Here is a 15,345-nt window from a genome sequence, read left to right on the forward strand (position 1 = left end):
GTGTCGTTGCGGCTGCTGCTGGACACCCACGCGCTGGTCTGGTGGCTGCTGGACGACGATCGTCTTTCCAGACCCGCCACCATGGCGATCTCGCAACCGGATGCTACGATATTCGTCAGTGCTGCGTCGGCGTGGGAGATCGCGACGAAGGTCCGTCTTGGCGGGATGCCGGAGATGGCGGGCATGTTGCATCGATACGAACTGGACATCGCCGAAGAAGGATTTCGTGTGATCGCGATTGACCAACGCCATGGTCTACGCGCCGGCCTGTTGCCAGGTAGGCATGGTGACCCTTTCGACCGGATGATTGCCGCACAGGCGGTGACGCAGGATCTGGTCGTCGTCACCCGCGATCCCGAGTTCGCCGCGCTTGGCTGTGAGCTGCTCTGGTAATGGCCACTGACACACCCCTGGATCGGTTCAAGGCGGTGCTCGGCGGTGCGGCGCGAGCACTAGCGGACGAGCCGGAGGTCGAACTCGCCTTTACCGCCGACGCGCCGGCACAGTCGGGCAAGCATCTGAAAGTGCCGATGCCGGCGCGCGCGCTGCCGCCCGAGCAGGTGGCGGAGGCCCGCGGGTTCGCCGACTCCTTCGCACTGCGGCTGCGGCTGCATGACGCCGGACTGCACACGCGCGCCGCGCCGGCCGAGCCGGTGGCGCGCGCGGTGTTCGACGCGGTGGAGACGGCGCGGGTCGAGGCGCTGGGCAGCCGCGGGTACGAGGGGATCGCGGGCAACCTCGATCATGCACTGGAGACGCGGCTGCGCGCCGATCCGCTGACGCGGGCGCGCGCGTTCGACGAAGTGCCGTTGTCGACCGCGCTCGGCCTGCTGGCGCGTGAGGCGCTGACCGGGCGCGAGTCGCCCGCGGTGGCGCAGCCGGGGCTGGCGCTGGTGCGCGACTGGGTGGCGGCGCGGGCGGACCTGTCGGCGCTGGCGCTGGCGCTCGACGACCAGCGCGCGTTCCAGGCGCTCGCCACGCGGATGCTCGCCGACCTGGAGCTGATCGAGGCGGACGCGCCGCCGCAGGAGGCCGACGAGGGCGGCTCCGAAGAAGAGGGCGAGGACGAGCAGACTCCCGACGAGGGCGAGCAGAACGAGGAGGAGGGCGGCCAGGGCGAGGGTGAGGTCGAGGCGCGCGGCGAATCGACCGACGCGGAGGGTGACGAGGGCGAGGGGGAAGACGAGGGCGAGGAATCGCCCGACGACCTCGACGGCGAACCCGGCGAGGAGGGCGACGAGGGGATGCAGCCGACGCGCCCCAACCGACCGCCCGCCGACACCGGTCCGCAATTCGACTACAAGCCGTGGACGACGCAGTTCGACGAGGTGGTGACCGCCGCCGACCTGTGCGACCCCGACGAACTGGTGCGGCTGCGCGGTTATCTCGACCAGCAGCTCGCGCATCTGCAATCGGCGGTGTCGAAGCTCGCCAATCGGCTCCAGCGGCGGCTGATGGCGCAGCAGAACCGGAGCTGGGACTTCGACCAAGAGGAGGGGCTGCTCGACGCGGCGCGCCTCGCTCGCGTCGTCACCTCGCCGGGACAGTCGCTCAGCTACAAGGTCGAGCGCGAGACCGATTTCCGCGACACGGTGGTGACGCTGCTGATCGACAATTCGGGCTCGATGCGCGGGCGGCCGATCGGCATCGCGGCGATCAGCGCCGACATCCTGGCGCGCACGCTGGAGCGGTGCGGGGTGAAGACCGAGATTCTCGGCTTCACCACGCGCGCGTGGAAGGGCGGGCAGGCGCGCGAGACCTGGCTCGCCGCCGGGCGTCCGCCGCAGCCGGGCCGCCTCAACGACGTCCGCCATATTGTCTACAAGAAGGCCGACGAGCCCTATCGCCGCAGCCGCCAGAATCTCGGCCTGATGATGCGCGAGGGGTTGCTGAAGGAGAATATCGACGGCGAGGCGCTGCTCTGGGCGCACGGGCGGCTGGTCGGCCGGCCGGAGGAGCGGCGCATCCTGATGGTGATCTCCGACGGCGCGCCGGTCGACGACTCGACGCTGTCGGTCAATTCGGGCAGCTATCTGGAGCGGCATCTGCGCCAGGTGATCGGCTGGATCGAGGCCAAGTCGCCGGTCGAGCTGATCGCGATCGGCATCGGCCACGACGTGACGCGCTACTATGCCCGCGCCGTGACGATCATGGATGCCGAGCAGCTGGGCGGCACGATCATCGAGCAGCTGGCGGCGCTGTTCGACGTCGACTAGGTGCCGGCCGCGATCGATCCTCCGCCCGGCGGCTTCGTCGGGCCGGTCAAGCGATCGGTGACGATCGCGGGGCACCAGAGTTCGATCAGCCTGGAGCCAAGTTTCTGGTCGGCGCTGGAAACGGCCGCCAAGGCGCGGGCGCTGCCGTTGTCGGCGCTGGTGGCGGAGATCGACGCGTTGCGTATCCGCGAGGCCGATCCGGCGAACCTGGCGAGTGCGATCCGGACGTGGCTGCTGGCCGAGCTGACCCGAGATGCGGGGGCGGGGTCGTGAGACGGTGGATCGCGGTGCTGGTGCTCGCGCTGTCGCTTGGCGTCGTGGCAATGGTCGGGCCAGGAGTGGCCGACCGGCTGTTCCATCCCGGCCGCTACGCGACGAGTGGCCGCGCGCTGCTGCCGCCCGAGGCCTATGTGGCGGCGGCGCGGAGCGTGGCGCCGCGGGGCAACCGGGTGGCGCGGCTCGCGCTGCCGGCGGGGGACGAGCCGGTGATCGTGTCGACCGCCGCCGTCGAGGTCTATCTCGACCCGCCGACGGCGCGCGTGCTCGACGTGCGGGCGGGGGCGGGGGACGGCACGCAGGCGATCGTGGGAGCGCAGCCGCTCGCGGGCGTGATCGCGCGGGCGCGGCCGTACGGCGGCGCCGCGCCGCTGCGCGGGGTCGAGTGGCCGAGCCAGCGCCATCCCGATTGGACGGTGACGTTCGGCGATGCAGGCGCGGCGGTGAAGGTCGCCGACGACAGCGGCACCGGGGCTGCAGCGGCGGTTCGGCAGAGCGGAGTGGTGGTGCCATCGGCGGCGCCGCTGAGCGTCGGCGTGCGGGCTGCGACGCTGCTCGGCGCGATATTCGTGGCTGCCGCCGCGTTGTGGTGGATCATCCGTCGTTCGCGCGAGGTGAAGTCGCGACGCTGAGAGTGACCCGATCGTCATGCTGGGCTCGTCCCGGCATCCAGAGTTGCAACGATGCGCCGCTTGGCTCTGGATGCCGGGACAAGCCCGGCATGACGGGGGAGGACTACCGCCCGAGCAGCACCCTCGCCTGGCCCGACAGTTGCGCGAGCATCGGCGCGCTCGGTGCCTGCGCGTGGCGGGCGCGGTCGACCGAGGCCCTGAACTGGCTGACGCGAGCGTCGTTGTCGGCGAGCCAGGAATCCACCGCTCCCTGCGGATCGCTGCCGGCGCGGCGGGTCAGGAATTCGAGCCGCAGCTGCTCGAAATCGCGGACCAGTCCGGCGACGAGCAGCCGTTCCCACGGGTCGGCGGGGGCGAGCCGCGCGGCGCCCGCCTGCGCCCAGTCGAGACCGAGTGCGGCACCGAGCCGGGTGTAGGCGCGGGTCAGCACCGTCTCGTCGAGGCCGAGTTCCACGCCGAGCGAGGCGAGACCGACGGCGCCGTCGAGTTCGAACAGGCGCACGACGCGCGCCGCCAGGTCGTCGGGCGCGCCGACGAGGCGGAGCTGATCGGCGATGCGCGCGCTCTGCGTGCGCGCCTCCTCCAGCAGCAGCGTGTCGGTCTGGCGATCGAGCTTGGCGATGCCGGGGCCCAGCCGCTCGACGATCGTGCCGGGCGGCGTGCCCGGCGGCGCGACGCGGACGAGGTCGGCGAGGTGGTTGCGCACCGCCCGCGCGACTTCCTGGAACAGCGCCAGCCGTGCCGGCTCGGGCATGGCGGGCGTCTCGATCGCGGTCCACAGCGCGGGCAGGTCGAACAGCCGTTCCGCCGCGACGAACATCGCGGCGATGTCGGCCATGCCGACGCCCTCCTCCTCGGCGAGTTCGACGGGCGCGAGGATGCCGAGCCGGTTGACGAGGCGGTTGGCGAGCTTGGTGGCGACGATCTCGCCCCGCAGGCGATGCTCGTCGATCGCGGTCGGGAACGCCTGCTGCATGGCGGGCGGGAAGGCGGCGTGCAGATCGGGCAGCAGCGCCGGGTCGAGACCCAGGTCGGTGTTCTCGATCGCGTCCTGTGCGGCGAGCTTGGCGGTGGCGAGCAGCACGGCGAGTTCGGGCCGGGTGAGACCGATCCCCTCCTGGCCGCGGCGTAGCAGATCGTCGTTGCCGGCCAGCCCCTCGACGCGCCGGTCGAGGCGCCCGGCCGCCTCGAAAATCTCGATCGCGCGGACGTAGCTGGGCATGGCGGCGGCGCCGCCCGCCTCGGCGATCGATAGCGCCAGCGTCTGGAGGCGATTGTCTTCCAGCACGAGGTGCGCGACGTCATCGGTCATCGAGGCGAGAAGGACGTTGCGGTCCGCCTCCGCCAAGCGGCCCTCGTTCATCTCGCGATTGAGCGCGATCTTGATGTTGACCTCGTTGTCCGAACAATCGACGCCCGCCGAATTGTCGATGAAGTCGGTGTTGATGCGCCCGCCCGCTTCCGAGAAGGCGATGCGCGCGGCCTGGGTGACGCCCAGATTCGCACCCTCGCCGATCGCGACGACGCGGAGCTGCTCGGCATCGACGCGCAGGCGGTCGTTGGCGGGATCGCCGACGGCGGCGTTGTTCTCCGCCGCGGCCTTCACGTAGGTGCCGATGCCGCCGAACCAGAGCAGGTCGGCGGGCGCCTTGAGGATGGCGGAGATCAGCGCGGCGGGCTCCAGGCTGGTCGCCGATATGCCCAGCGCGGCCTGCACCTGCGGCGTCAGCGCGATCGACTTGGCGGCGCGGCTGTGGATACCGCCGCCCGCCGACAGGGGCGCCGAATAATCCGCCCAGGACGACCGCGGCAGCGCGAACAGGCGCGCGCGCTCGGCATAGGAGACGGCCGGATCGGGATCGGGGTCGAGGAAGATGTGGCGGTGGTCGAATGCGGCGACCAGCTTGATCTCCTCCGACAGCAACATGCCGTTGCCGAACACGTCGCCCGACATGTCGCCGCAGCCGACGACGGTGATTGCTTCCGTCTGCACGTCGGTGCCCCGCTCGGCGAAGTGGCGCTGGACGGAGACCCAGGCGCCCTTGGCGGTGATGCCCATCGCCTTGTGGTCGTAACCGACCGAGCCGCCGCTGGCGAAAGCGTCGCCCAGCCAGAAGCCGCGATCGAGCGCGATGGCGTTGGCCACGTCGGAGAAGGTCGCTGTGCCCTTGTCGGCGGCGACGACGAAATAGGGGTCCTCGCCGTCGAGGATGCGGACGCCGTCCGGGTGGACGACCGCGCCGTCGACGATGTTGTCGGTGATCGACAGCAGCGTACGGATGAAGATGCGGTAGCTCTCGGTGCCTTCGGCCAGCCACGCGTCGCGGTCGATTGCGGGGGAGGGGAGCTGCTTGGGATAGAAGCCGCCCTTGGCGCCGGTCGGAACGATCACCGCGTTCTTGACGCGCTGCGCCTTCATCAGCCCCAGGATCTCCGTGCGGAAATCGTCGCGCCGGTCGGACCAGCGGAGACCTCCGCGCGCGACAGGGCCGGCACGCAGGTGGATGCCCTCGACCCGAGGGCTATAAACCCAGATCTCGCGCCACGGCACCGGCGCGGGCAGGCCGGGGACGAGCGAACTGTCGAGCTTGAACGCCAGCGCCTCCGCCGCGGCGGGCGCATAGGCGTTGGTCCGCAGGCAGGCGGCGATCAGGCCGGCGAAGCTGCGCAGGATGCGGTCGTCGTCGATCGCCGAGACGGCGTCGAGCCCGGCGGTGATCGCGGCATCGGCCTGCTCGACCGATGCCGTGGAGGCGGGATCGTGCGCGGCGGCGAAGCGGGCGACCAGCGCGCGCGCCATCTCCGGCGCGCGGCGCAGCGCGTCGACCACGGTGGTCAAACCGTAGGGGAGGCCCGCCTGGCGGAGGTAGCGGAACCAGGCGCGCAGCAGCACCACGTCGCGCGGGGCCAGGCCGACCTCGACCAGCAGGCGGTTGAACGAGTCGTTCTCCGCCGCGCCCTCCAGCACCGCGGCGATGGCGCCCTCCAGCACGGCCGCGTCGGCGTCGGCGCCCATGCCGTCAGGCGCGGCGCCTTCCACCACGAAGTCGTGGACGAACGCGTCGCCCGCGCCCATGCCGCCGTCACGCAGGCGCGTCGGCAGCTCGCCGATCACCCGAAAGCCGAAATTCTCCAGCACCGGTACCGCGTCCGACAAGGCGAGCGCGCCCGCCAGCTTGTAGATCTTGAGCTGGCGATCGGCACCGGGCTCGGCCGGTATCAGGCGCACGCCGCGCGCCTCGGGCGTCTCCAGCGCGGCGAGGCGCAGCACGTCGGCGGCGGCCTCGGCCGGCGAGGAGACGTTGCGATAATTCTGCGGGAAGGCGCCGGCCCAGCGCAGCGCCAGCCGCGTGGCGCGAGCGGGCGGCACCAGGTCGGTAAGCGCGCCCTCGACCTCCGGCTCCCAGCCGCGCACCATGCGCTCGATCCGCTGGCCGAGCGCGGCGGCGTCGAGCGTGCGGGCGTCGCCCTCGGTCAGGTCAAGCATGTAGCGGATCAGCGCGACCTGCCCGTCCTCCAGCGCGATCGACCAGTTGAGGAGTTGCGCGTCGGCGGCCTCCTCCAGCATCGCGCCGATCGCGACGCGGCGGCTGGTGGTCACGTCGTCGCGGGGCAGCCAGACGAAGGCGAAGAGGTGGCGGCCGAGCGCGGAGCGGACCAGCACCAGCGCGGGGCGCGGCCGGTCGGCCAGCGACATGGCGGTGAGCGCGAGCTCCTCCAGCTGCGCCTCGCCGAAGCCGACGACCAGATCGTGGGGCAGGGCGGTGAAGGCGTGGGTCAGCGCCTTGCCGGCATGGCCGCGCGGATCGAAGCCGAACTTCTGCTCCAGCGCGGCGAGACGGGTGCGCAGCAGCGGCACCTCGCGTGGGCCGGCGGCGAGCGCGGCGCTGGTCCACAGCCCGGCGTGGATCGACAGCCCGGCGACCTGGCCCGCCTCCATCACCGGCATCACCACCAGGTCGAGCGGCACGGCGCGGTGCACGGCGGCGACCAAGTTGGACTTGAGCAGCAGCGGCGCGGCGTTGCCGGCCGCGAACCAGTCGAGCGCCAGCTGTTTCGAGCGATCGGCCAGGATGGCGCGCGGCTGCGGGTTGCGGGCGATGCCGAGCGCCTCGCGCGTGCCCGCCCCGTTGATCCCCGCCCCCTTGATCCACGTCTCGTGGCCGAGCAGCGTCATCTTGCCGTCGAGTAGCCAGCGGAGCAGCGCCGCGCCCTCGCCGGACCACAGCGCGTCGGCGTCGCGGCCCAGCGCGCGCTTCAGCGCCTCCCAGTCGGCGACGGCGGCCCGCACGTCGGCCAGCGCGGCAGCGAGCATCGCGATCAGCTCGCGCCGATCGCGCGCATCGGCGCGCTCCATTTCCAGGTAGATCATCGATTCGCGGGAGGGGCCCTCACCGATCGCGAGCAGCGCGCCCGCGGCGTCGCGGCTGACGGGCACGACGGGGTGGATGATCCGGTCGATCGCGATGTCCTGCCCGGTGATCGCCGCGGCGACCGAATCGACCAGGAACGGCATGTCGTCGTTGACGATCGCCACGCGCATCCGGCGGCGAACGTCGTCGGACGCGATCGGCTCCAGCGCGATGGCGGGCTCGCCCTGCCGGCGGGCGGCGGCCGCGGTGGCGACGAATCGGGCGGCGGCCTCCACCTCGGCGGGGCCGAAGTCGCGCAGTTCGCCCGGCAGCGCGCCCACGGTCAGGCGCTGAGCCAGCGCGGCGATATTATCCTTCTCCATGGCCGGGGGCACTACGCCCGGCGGCCCGCCATCTCAACCCCGGTGAAGGGTAGCCTTGGGGCGCTTGCCGGTACGGAGTGCGCGGCTGGCGAGCGCTTCGTCGGCGCGCACCTCGACGATGTCGAGCACGCCGTCGTCGCCCATCCGCGCGACCAGGACGACGCCCGTGCCCGCGGCGGCGTCGATCTGCAGCGACAGCCGCGCGATCGCGGGACGATCGGCGAGGGTGGCGTGTCGCTCGGCGGCGGGCGCCGGCTTCCTGGCCGCGCGCTCGGCGGCGACCACCGCCTTGATGCCGCCGGCGAACCCGTCGAGAAAGGTCGGCAGCCGACCCGCCGCGATCCCGTGCCGACGCGCATGGCCGAGCACGGAGGCGAACTCGGTCAGCCGCGTCTTGTCGTAATCGGCGCCGAAGACGAGCTTGACGACCGGCGTCAGCGGCGCACGCGCCTGCACGGCGATGCCCGCTTCGGCCAGCAGCGCGGTGTAGGCGGCGTCGTCCGCCACCGCCGCCAGGCCGAAATCGTGCGCGCGGCCGAGGGCGCGGTAGAGCGCCGCACGGCTGCGCGTGTCGGCGGCGCGCACCGCCGCGGCGGTCTCGCGCGCCAGCAGCAGCGTGTCCGCCAGGCTGCCCGGCGGGGCCAGCGGTTGTTCGCCCTCCGCGCCGTTCTCGGCGCCCGGACCGTCCGCCCAGGCGGGCACATCGGCGCGCGCCTGCACGCGCAGGGCGGCGTCGAGTTCCGAATCGATGCGCGCCTGGACGGCCGCGTCGGCGACCTCCTTCCAGTTGATGACGCCGTAGACGAAATCGATCTCGCCGCCCGCCACGCTGGTGAACGGCATCAGGATGCCGCGGTACAGTGTGGTGCGGCCGCGCGACGAGACGAATTCCGCCTCGAAGCCGATCGGCGCCTTGTTGGCGATGATCTGCAGGTAGTGATCGGTGAGGCGCGACAGCAGCGATCGGGGCGGCACCTCCGCGACGCGCGAGATGCCGGAGGCGAGGCCGCATTCGTCGGCCAGCGTGCGACCCAGGAAACGGATGCCGGGGTCGGTCACGTCGCCCGCGAAATCGAGCAGCACGCCGTGCGCGCCGAAATCGTCGATGCTCGCGGCGTCCAGATCCTCGATCAGCGGGCAGGGCCGCCCCTTCAGCAGCGACACCCAATGGTTGTAGGCGCGCACATGCATGCGCCGCTCGTCGCCGCCCAGGTCGAACAACGGCTCGGCCGCTTCGGGCTCCGCCTCGGCGGGACGCACCCGCTCGAGCGCTTGCCCGTCATCCAGCCTGTCTTGCATGTCCATCGGGTCCCGCCGTCGCCTGTGTGCGATCCATCTTGCCGCGGCCTTGGTAAACGAGGCGTAAAATCGCGGGTGCCCGGCGAAAAGATGCAGCGCTTGCCACGCCCGCCGCCCACTGGTAAGCGCCGCCCACCAGACCCGGCCACACGCCGGGCCACGCCGCTTTAGCTCAGCTGGTAGAGCATCGCATTCGTAATGCGGGGGTCACAGGTTCGAGTCCTGTAAGCGGCACCACCTATCTAGAGCATCTCCAGAACAGAAGCGGCGCCGACTGCGGCGAAAGTGCTTCGGCGTGGGAAACCCACGTGGGTCCTACGTGGGATGCCTTCCGGAAGAGAACGGCGGCGGCGTAACCGCGCGTGTTGCCGCCGCAATATCTATGGCGCTTTAACACAAGGAGCGGCACTGACGCCCGGCTACCGCATCCTGAGCGATGCCAGCGCTTCTCGGCCTCTAGCTGGGTACCGCCGCATCCCCAATCATCGTGCGTGCGACGACAGGTAAGAGGCGCTCGACCGCATCTAAGTCACCTGTCCTGGCTGCGTCGTAGAGGGACCGTCCGTCTACACCAATCTTTCGAACATATATCCAACGAGGCCACTGACGTTCCGGAGCCGCCCACGCTAATGTACCACCAAGAGTTTCGACGCGCGTCTTGTCGGTCACGCCGGCCCAAGGAGTAAGGTCGCCGAACAATACGAAATGTATCACGGCGCCAGAGATGTCGACGCGCACGGTGGGGTTGCCGCCAACGATCTCCACGCTGCCCGCTACCCGACGTGCTGCATCGGTAGCGAGAGCCAGCGGCAGAGCGGCTGCAATTGATCTCGCAGCTGCCAGTGCCTCCTCTCCACCAGCCAAGATGATGCGTGCAGTCTCATTCGCTTCTTCCATGCTAGGCTCGCTTAAGATGACCTCGCGGCAGTAACCTGCAAGGTCGTTGAGGAAGCCGCGCACGCGCTCGGCTCGGCAGATCATCGCGCAATCTTCCAGCCAGGTTACAACTGCATCATACCCACTGGCAGTGACTGTTGAAGGTAGCGGTGTGGCGGTGCTTTCCGACCAATGCTGATTTAGGGAGGCCGACGCATCAGGGTGGCCAACCAATGCATGAACGCGAACTTCTGTGCGGCAGTTCTGTTGATCGTCAAGGTAACGAAAAAGCTGATCAGTTTGCCAGCCAGCCCAGGGCTTGTTCTCTATGACTGCACACCGCGCACCATCCCGGCTTTCCATCAGCAGGTCGATCCGTCCTGTCCCATCAGAAGTGGTTACCTCAGTGGTTACACGGGCTCCGTGCCATCGCGCTGGATCGTCCCCAAGCAAATCATTGATGAAGCGGCTACGGAATAGTGGCCCTTGACCGTGTGTCTCTGATTCATCGAGGAGCCAGCGAAAAATCGCTGAGAGGTTGTTTTCGCCCGGCGTGAAAAGTGAGACGGCGTTAAAGCGGGGCGCAAACCTCTGTGCCACAGCAACTTCAGTTCGGCTCCGTTCTGCACCCGCCGCTGCTACTCTCGCGATAAGGCTTGGTACTGCGTGCATGCCACGCCGTAACAGGCACACCCCCTCCTTGTAAGTCTCTTGTAAATGTCGACACGCTTTCGGAGCAGCGGTCAGCTAAATACGTGGTGACGCCTTTTCGGAACGCTGGCGCAAGCGATTCTGATGACGGGCGTGCCAATGGCGCGTAAGCTACTCATATCGAGGCTTGAGGCTTCTCGTCTCTGGCTGTCGTCGACCCGTTCGAGTGCTACGGCTAGGACCGCTCCCGTACATAAGGCGCTGACAGATCAATGGCCCACTCCAGCAACATCGTCCACTGCGACGGCCCGGACAGCCCGCACGCCTTCGACGTCATCCCGCTCAAGCCCCGCAACGGCATGCTGGACGCCCGCTGCCCGGTCTGCCGCGGCTACGGCGAGTGGAACGTCGAGATCGACCTCGTCAGCTTCCGCAGCAAGCGCGCGATCTGCGGACGCTGTCTCGGCGCGGGCTGGGTGGAGACCGGCGACGACCCCGTCGGCTTCCCGGACACCGAGATGTCGCCCGAGGGCTACCCGCGATGGGTGACCAGCTACGTGCCGCGCAAGGACGTGGACGACCGGGACCTGTCGAGCGGCAACCTTTTAGCGCCATAACCTCGATTTCGCTTGTTGTAGCGCAACTTAGGTGAGCAACGCATGTTAACCTACGTGAGAGGTTGGTGCGGCGATGTGTCACGTGTTGATAATCGAAGACGAGGCGCTCATCGCGATGATGATCGAGGACTCGTTGATCGAGGCGGGAGCGACCAGCGTCGACATCGTGGCGAGCGAGGCTGATGCAGTCGACGCGGCGCACCGCCACCGCCCTGACTTCATCACCTCGGACGTGCGTCTACCGCAGGGCACGGGGCCGGGGGCCGTCGCGGAGATCCTGCGGTGCTGCGGAGCCATCCCGGTGCTGTTTATCACGGCGAGCCCGGACGAGTGCGCGGGCTGTGCAGCTGACGCGATCATGCGCAAGCCGGCCAACCCTCGCGAGATCGGCCTGCGCTTTCGGGCGCTCCAGCATTGATCTGTGAGCTCGCGGGTTCGTGTTCCGCGAGGGGCACCACGTCTCCAGAGCAGGAGCGGAGGCGACTAAGCCGAAAGCGCTTTGGCGTGGGCGGCCCAACGTGGGGTTCCTTCCGGCGGGAAATCGCGGCGGCGTAAACGAAGGTTTGATCCCTGCATCCTCTAGCGACGAGCTTGGCCGTCAAGCGGCGCGCGTGCGAGTTGGGCGGAGCCGTTCAGACCCATGTTCGGTCATTGAGAGTTGCGAAGCCGCTCACCGGTTTCGGTCACTCGTTCAGCTTGCGGTGGCCGGCTCAGATCGACGACGTGTCTACCGCCCCAGCTCGGATTTGTATTGAGCTGCTGCCACCAAGGGCGTGCGTGCGTTAGCGCATGAGAGATCGATTGCGCGCGAACGATGGAGTACGAACATGAGAGCGATGGTCCTGCGCAGCCCTACGGGGCTGGATCGGCTGGCACTGGAGGAACGCCCCGATCCCGGCGTACCCGGCGCGGGCGAAATCCGCGTGTCACTACACGGCAGCTCGCTCAACTTTCACGACCTCGGCGTCGCAACGGGCCGGATGCCAACAGCGGACGGGCGCATCCCCTTGGCCGATGGTGCCGGCGTCGTCGACGCGGTCGGTGCGGGTGTAACCGAGTTCCGGCCGGGAGACGGCGTTGTCTCCTGCTTCTTCCCGGACTGGCAGGATGGTCCGCCCACCGTCGGCGACTTCCGCCGCACACCGGGCGACGGGATCGACGGCTTTGCGCAGGAGCATGTCGTCCTGCCTGCCTCCGCGTTCACGCTTGTTCCTCGCGGCTACGATGCCGTGGAGGCCGCAACGATCACGACGGCTGGGCTCACTGCATGGCGAGCCCTGGTCGTCGACGGCAAGCTCAAGGCCGGTGACACCGTACTTCTGCTCGGAACCGGCGGCGTATCGATTTGGGCGCTCCAGATTGCCAAGCTGATGGGGGCGACAGTGGCGATCACGTCGTCGTCCAACGAGAAGCTGGAGCGTGCGCGAGATCTCGGAGCCGACCACGTCCTCAATTATCGCGAGCAGCCCGAATGGGGCCGCGCCATTTCCGACTGGACCGGCGGGCGTGGGGTCGACCATGTCATTGAGGTAGGCGGGCCGGGTACGCTGGCCCAGTCCATCGCTGCGGTACGCGTCGGCGGGCACATCTCGCTGATCGGCGTGCTGACCGGCAGCGCCGGCGAGGTGCCGACCGCCGCGCTGATGGCGAAGCAGGCGCGGCTGCAGGGCCTGATCGTCGGCAGCCGGCGCGAGCAGCAGGACTTCGTTCGCGCCCTCGATGCCAGCGGCATCCGGCCTGTCGTGGATCGCCGCTTCCCGCTCGCGAAATTGGCAGACGCGTTCCGCTTCGAGATGGATGCAACGCACTTCGGCAAGATCGGCGTCGAATGGTGAGCCGTTCGAGCCGAGATCCGGCGCGCTAGGCGACTTCCTGCGAAACCGTTCGTTTGGTCCGCAACCCAGACCGCGAGAACGATGATGGACTATACCAAGCTCGGCAGCACCGGCCTCGACATATCAAGGCTGTGCCTCGGCTGTATGACATACGGCACACCCAGCCGCGGCAACCACGCCTGGACGCTCGACGAGGAGGCAAGCCGGCCTATCCTGCGCAGAGCGGTCGAAGCCGGCATCAACTTCTTCGACACCGCCAACGTCTATTCGGACGGCACGTCGGAGGAGATCGTCGGCCGTGCGCTGAAGGAATACACCCGCCGCGACGAGGTGGTGATCGCCACCAAGGTTCATGGCCGGATGCGCCCCGGTGCCAACGGCGCAGGTCTCAGCCGCAAGGCGATCATGACCGAGATCGACGCGAGCCTCGCGCGCCTCGGCACCGACTATGTCGATCTCTACCAGATCCACCGCTTCGACCATGAGGTGCCGATCGAAGAGACGCTGGAAGCGCTTCACGACGTCGTGAAAGCGGGCAAGGCGCGCTACATCGGCGCGTCGTCGATGTACGCTTGGCAGTTCGCGACGATGCTCCACGCGTCGGAAGCGAACGGCTGGACCCGGTTCGTGACAATGCAGGACTATCTGAACCTGCTCTACCGGGAGGAGGAGCGTGAGATGCTGCCGCTGTGCGCGGCCGAGGGCATCGGCGTGATCCCGTGGAGCCCGCTGGCGCGTGGCCGTCTCACCCGCAATTGGGACGACACGACCGAGCGCTCGCAAACCGACGAGTTCGGCAGCACGCTCTACGCACACACAGCGGATGCGGATCGCAAGGTCGTAGAGGCGGTGGCCACGATCGCTGCCGAACGCGGCGTCCCGCGCGCGCAGGTGGCGCTCGCCTGGGTACTGGCGAAGCCCGAGGTCTCGGCGCCGATCATCGGTGCATCAAAGAATACCCATCTCGACGACGCTATCGCCGCACTGGAGCTTGGGCTCACAGAGGGAGAGATCGCGCGCATGGAGGCGCCCTACGTCCCTCACGCGATCGTCGGCTTCTCGTAACCCACGATGCGCACGGCTATGCAGGTGACCCCGAAGTCATTCGTTCACTCCCTGCATCAGGACGGTCGGTGGGCAATGACCCATTAACCGACATTCGAGCGGTCCTGTATGACTACCCACTTCGGACGTTCGTTAAACTGACGGGCGCGGCAGATGGGTTCCCTCATGCGGCCTTTAGGAAGTAGGCTGGTGATCCTAGGGTCGCTTGCACAGTTCTAGCCGCGGCGTGACGGCCTTGACCTAAGCAGCACTAACAAACGCCGCCGGACGTCCGCATCGTCGCGACCGCCCCGCTAGGGCTCAGACTCATTCACAGCCAGAAGGCGACGGCGGTGGCGAGCGCTACGCCTGACAGGAAGTTGGCGGCGAGTTTGTCGTAGCGGGTGGCGACGCGGCGAAAGTCCTTGAGGCGGCAGAAGGCGTTCTCGATGAGGTGCCGGCCGCGGTAGCGGTCCTTGTCGTAGCGGATGGCTCTCTTTCGGTTGCGTCTGCCGGGGATGACCGGAATGGCGCCCGCCTCGCGCAGCGACTGGCGGAGCCGGTCGGCATCGTAGCCCTTGTCGGCCAGCAGGTAGCGCATGCGGCTGGCGCGTTCGAGGAGCGCAGGCGCTGCCTTGATGTCGCTGACGTTGCCGGACGTCAGCATCAGCGCGTAGGGACGACCGATGACGTCGGTGAGCGCATGGACCTTGGTCGTCCAGCCACCACGCGAGCGGCCGATCGCCTGGTGCGAGCGCCCCCTTTTGCGCCAAATGCGGCACGCTGCGCCTTCACGTAGGTGCTGTCGATTGCGGTGCTCCTCGTCACCGCGCCCGCGTCCACCAGCGCATCCAGCAGCTTGAGCCAGAAGCCCCGGTGCGACCAGCGGTTGAACCGGTTGTAGACCGTCGTCGAGGGCCCGTAGTCGGCCGGGCAGTCGCACCAGCGACAGCCGACCTTCAGCACATGCAGGATGCCGGAGATCACCCGCCGGTCGTCCACCCGTCGCGCTCCAGGCTGGTTCCTGGGTAGGTGCGGCTCGATCGCCGCCCACGCTTCATCCGACAACCAGAACAGCGCCATGCCCACACTCCCGTGACCCACGCCCACAGTGAATCAGGAAAGCCGCTCCGCCTCAACCCGCTGATTGGGTTTGAGCCCTAG

General features: G+C 68.8%; 11 protein-coding genes, 1 tRNA gene and 1 pseudogene. 9 read left to right on the forward strand and 4 right to left on the reverse strand.

The window, feature by feature from the left end; translation table 11 throughout:
- Window positions 1-6 precede the first annotated feature (6 nt).
- Genes BM145_RS12355 through BM145_RS12370 form a run of 4 tightly spaced genes read left to right on the forward strand, consistent with a single transcriptional unit; the run spans window position 7 to window position 3,124 of the window.
- Window positions 7-393, forward strand: coding sequence for a type II toxin-antitoxin system VapC family toxin (locus BM145_RS12355; RefSeq protein WP_093333979.1), 387 nt, complete (start codon window positions 7-9; stop codon window positions 391-393).
- Entirely contained in the window at window positions 393-2,216 is a 1,824-nt protein-coding gene (gene cobT / locus BM145_RS12360; RefSeq protein WP_093333946.1) for a cobaltochelatase subunit CobT, read from the forward strand. The genes BM145_RS12355 and cobT overlap by 1 nt, the downstream gene beginning before the upstream one ends.
- Window positions 2,217-2,489, forward strand: a complete 273-nt coding sequence (locus tag BM145_RS12365; RefSeq protein ID WP_245739311.1) for a ribbon-helix-helix domain-containing protein — start codon at window positions 2,217-2,219, stop codon at window positions 2,487-2,489.
- The gene (locus BM145_RS12370; protein WP_143090185.1) at window positions 2,486-3,124 is read left to right on the forward strand and encodes a hypothetical protein; all 639 of its coding nucleotides are present in this window, start codon (window positions 2,486-2,488) and stop codon (window positions 3,122-3,124) included. Before BM145_RS12365 ends, BM145_RS12370 begins: the two co-directional genes overlap by 4 nt.
- A gap of 103 nt (window positions 3,125-3,227) precedes the next feature.
- Here BM145_RS12370 and BM145_RS12375 read toward each other — a convergent pair whose 3' ends face one another.
- Together BM145_RS12375 and BM145_RS12380 are read right to left on the reverse strand one after the other, a co-directional pair.
- Window positions 3,228-7,859, reverse strand: a complete 4,632-nt coding sequence (locus BM145_RS12375) for an NAD-glutamate dehydrogenase (protein ID WP_093333948.1) — start codon at window positions 7,857-7,859, stop codon at window positions 3,228-3,230.
- Between the two features lie 33 nt (window positions 7,860-7,892).
- Window positions 7,893-9,158 carry a PAS domain-containing protein gene (locus BM145_RS12380; protein WP_093333981.1) on the reverse strand — a complete coding sequence of 422 codons (1,266 nt, stop codon included), beginning with the start codon at window positions 9,156-9,158 and terminating at the stop codon, window positions 7,893-7,895.
- 161 nt (window positions 9,159-9,319) lie between these two features.
- Between BM145_RS12380 and BM145_RS12385 the strand changes: the two genes are divergently transcribed.
- Window positions 9,320-9,395, forward strand: a tRNA-Thr gene (locus BM145_RS12385).
- Between the two features lie 219 nt (window positions 9,396-9,614).
- Here BM145_RS12385 and BM145_RS12390 read toward each other — a convergent pair.
- Window positions 9,615-10,634, reverse strand: coding sequence for a PDDEXK-like family protein (locus BM145_RS12390; protein WP_177200197.1), 1,020 nt, complete (start codon window positions 10,632-10,634; stop codon window positions 9,615-9,617).
- Between the two features lie 323 nt (window positions 10,635-10,957).
- Between BM145_RS12390 and BM145_RS12395 the strand changes: the two genes are divergently transcribed.
- The 4 genes from BM145_RS12395 (at window position 10,958) to BM145_RS12410 (ending at window position 14,202) form a co-directional block, all read left to right on the forward strand.
- The gene (locus tag BM145_RS12395) at window positions 10,958-11,302 is read left to right on the forward strand and encodes a hypothetical protein (protein ID WP_093333950.1); all 345 of its coding nucleotides are present in this window, start codon (window positions 10,958-10,960) and stop codon (window positions 11,300-11,302) included.
- A gap of 82 nt (window positions 11,303-11,384) precedes the next feature.
- A complete protein-coding gene (locus BM145_RS12400) occupies window positions 11,385-11,720 on the forward strand; it encodes a response regulator (RefSeq protein ID WP_245739312.1) in 336 nt (111 codons plus the stop codon).
- 409 nt (window positions 11,721-12,129) lie between these two features.
- A complete protein-coding gene (locus tag BM145_RS12405) occupies window positions 12,130-13,137 on the forward strand; it encodes a zinc-dependent alcohol dehydrogenase family protein (protein WP_093333952.1) in 1,008 nt (335 codons plus the stop codon).
- A gap of 84 nt (window positions 13,138-13,221) precedes the next feature.
- A complete protein-coding gene (locus tag BM145_RS12410) occupies window positions 13,222-14,202 on the forward strand; it encodes an aldo/keto reductase (RefSeq protein WP_093333953.1) in 981 nt (326 codons plus the stop codon).
- 310 nt (window positions 14,203-14,512) lie between these two features.
- Here BM145_RS12410 and BM145_RS12415 read toward each other — a convergent pair.
- A pseudogene (locus BM145_RS12415) lies at window positions 14,513-15,264 on the reverse strand (IS5 family transposase).
- Window positions 15,265-15,345: the final 81 nt, after the last annotated feature.

Origin of the sequence: Sphingomonas rubra, assembly GCF_900115745.1 — a bacterium.
Lineage (GTDB): Bacteria > Pseudomonadota > Alphaproteobacteria > Sphingomonadales > Sphingomonadaceae > Sphingomonas > Sphingomonas rubra.

Coding starts and splice junctions, on each gene's coding strand:
- cobT (WP_093333946.1), top strand. CDS start 393: ATGGCCACTGACACACCCCTGGATCGGTTCAAGGCGGTGCTCGGCGGT.
- BM145_RS12375 (WP_093333948.1), bottom strand. CDS start 7,859: ATGGAGAAGGATAATATCGCCGCGCTGGCTCAGCGCCTGACCGTGGGC.
- BM145_RS12380 (WP_093333981.1), bottom strand. CDS start 9,158: ATGCAAGACAGGCTGGATGACGGGCAAGCGCTCGAGCGGGTGCGTCCC.
- BM145_RS12395 (WP_093333950.1), top strand. CDS start 10,958: ATGGCCCACTCCAGCAACATCGTCCACTGCGACGGCCCGGACAGCCCG.
- BM145_RS12405 (WP_093333952.1), top strand. CDS start 12,130: ATGAGAGCGATGGTCCTGCGCAGCCCTACGGGGCTGGATCGGCTGGCA.
- BM145_RS12410 (WP_093333953.1), top strand. CDS start 13,222: ATGGACTATACCAAGCTCGGCAGCACCGGCCTCGACATATCAAGGCTG.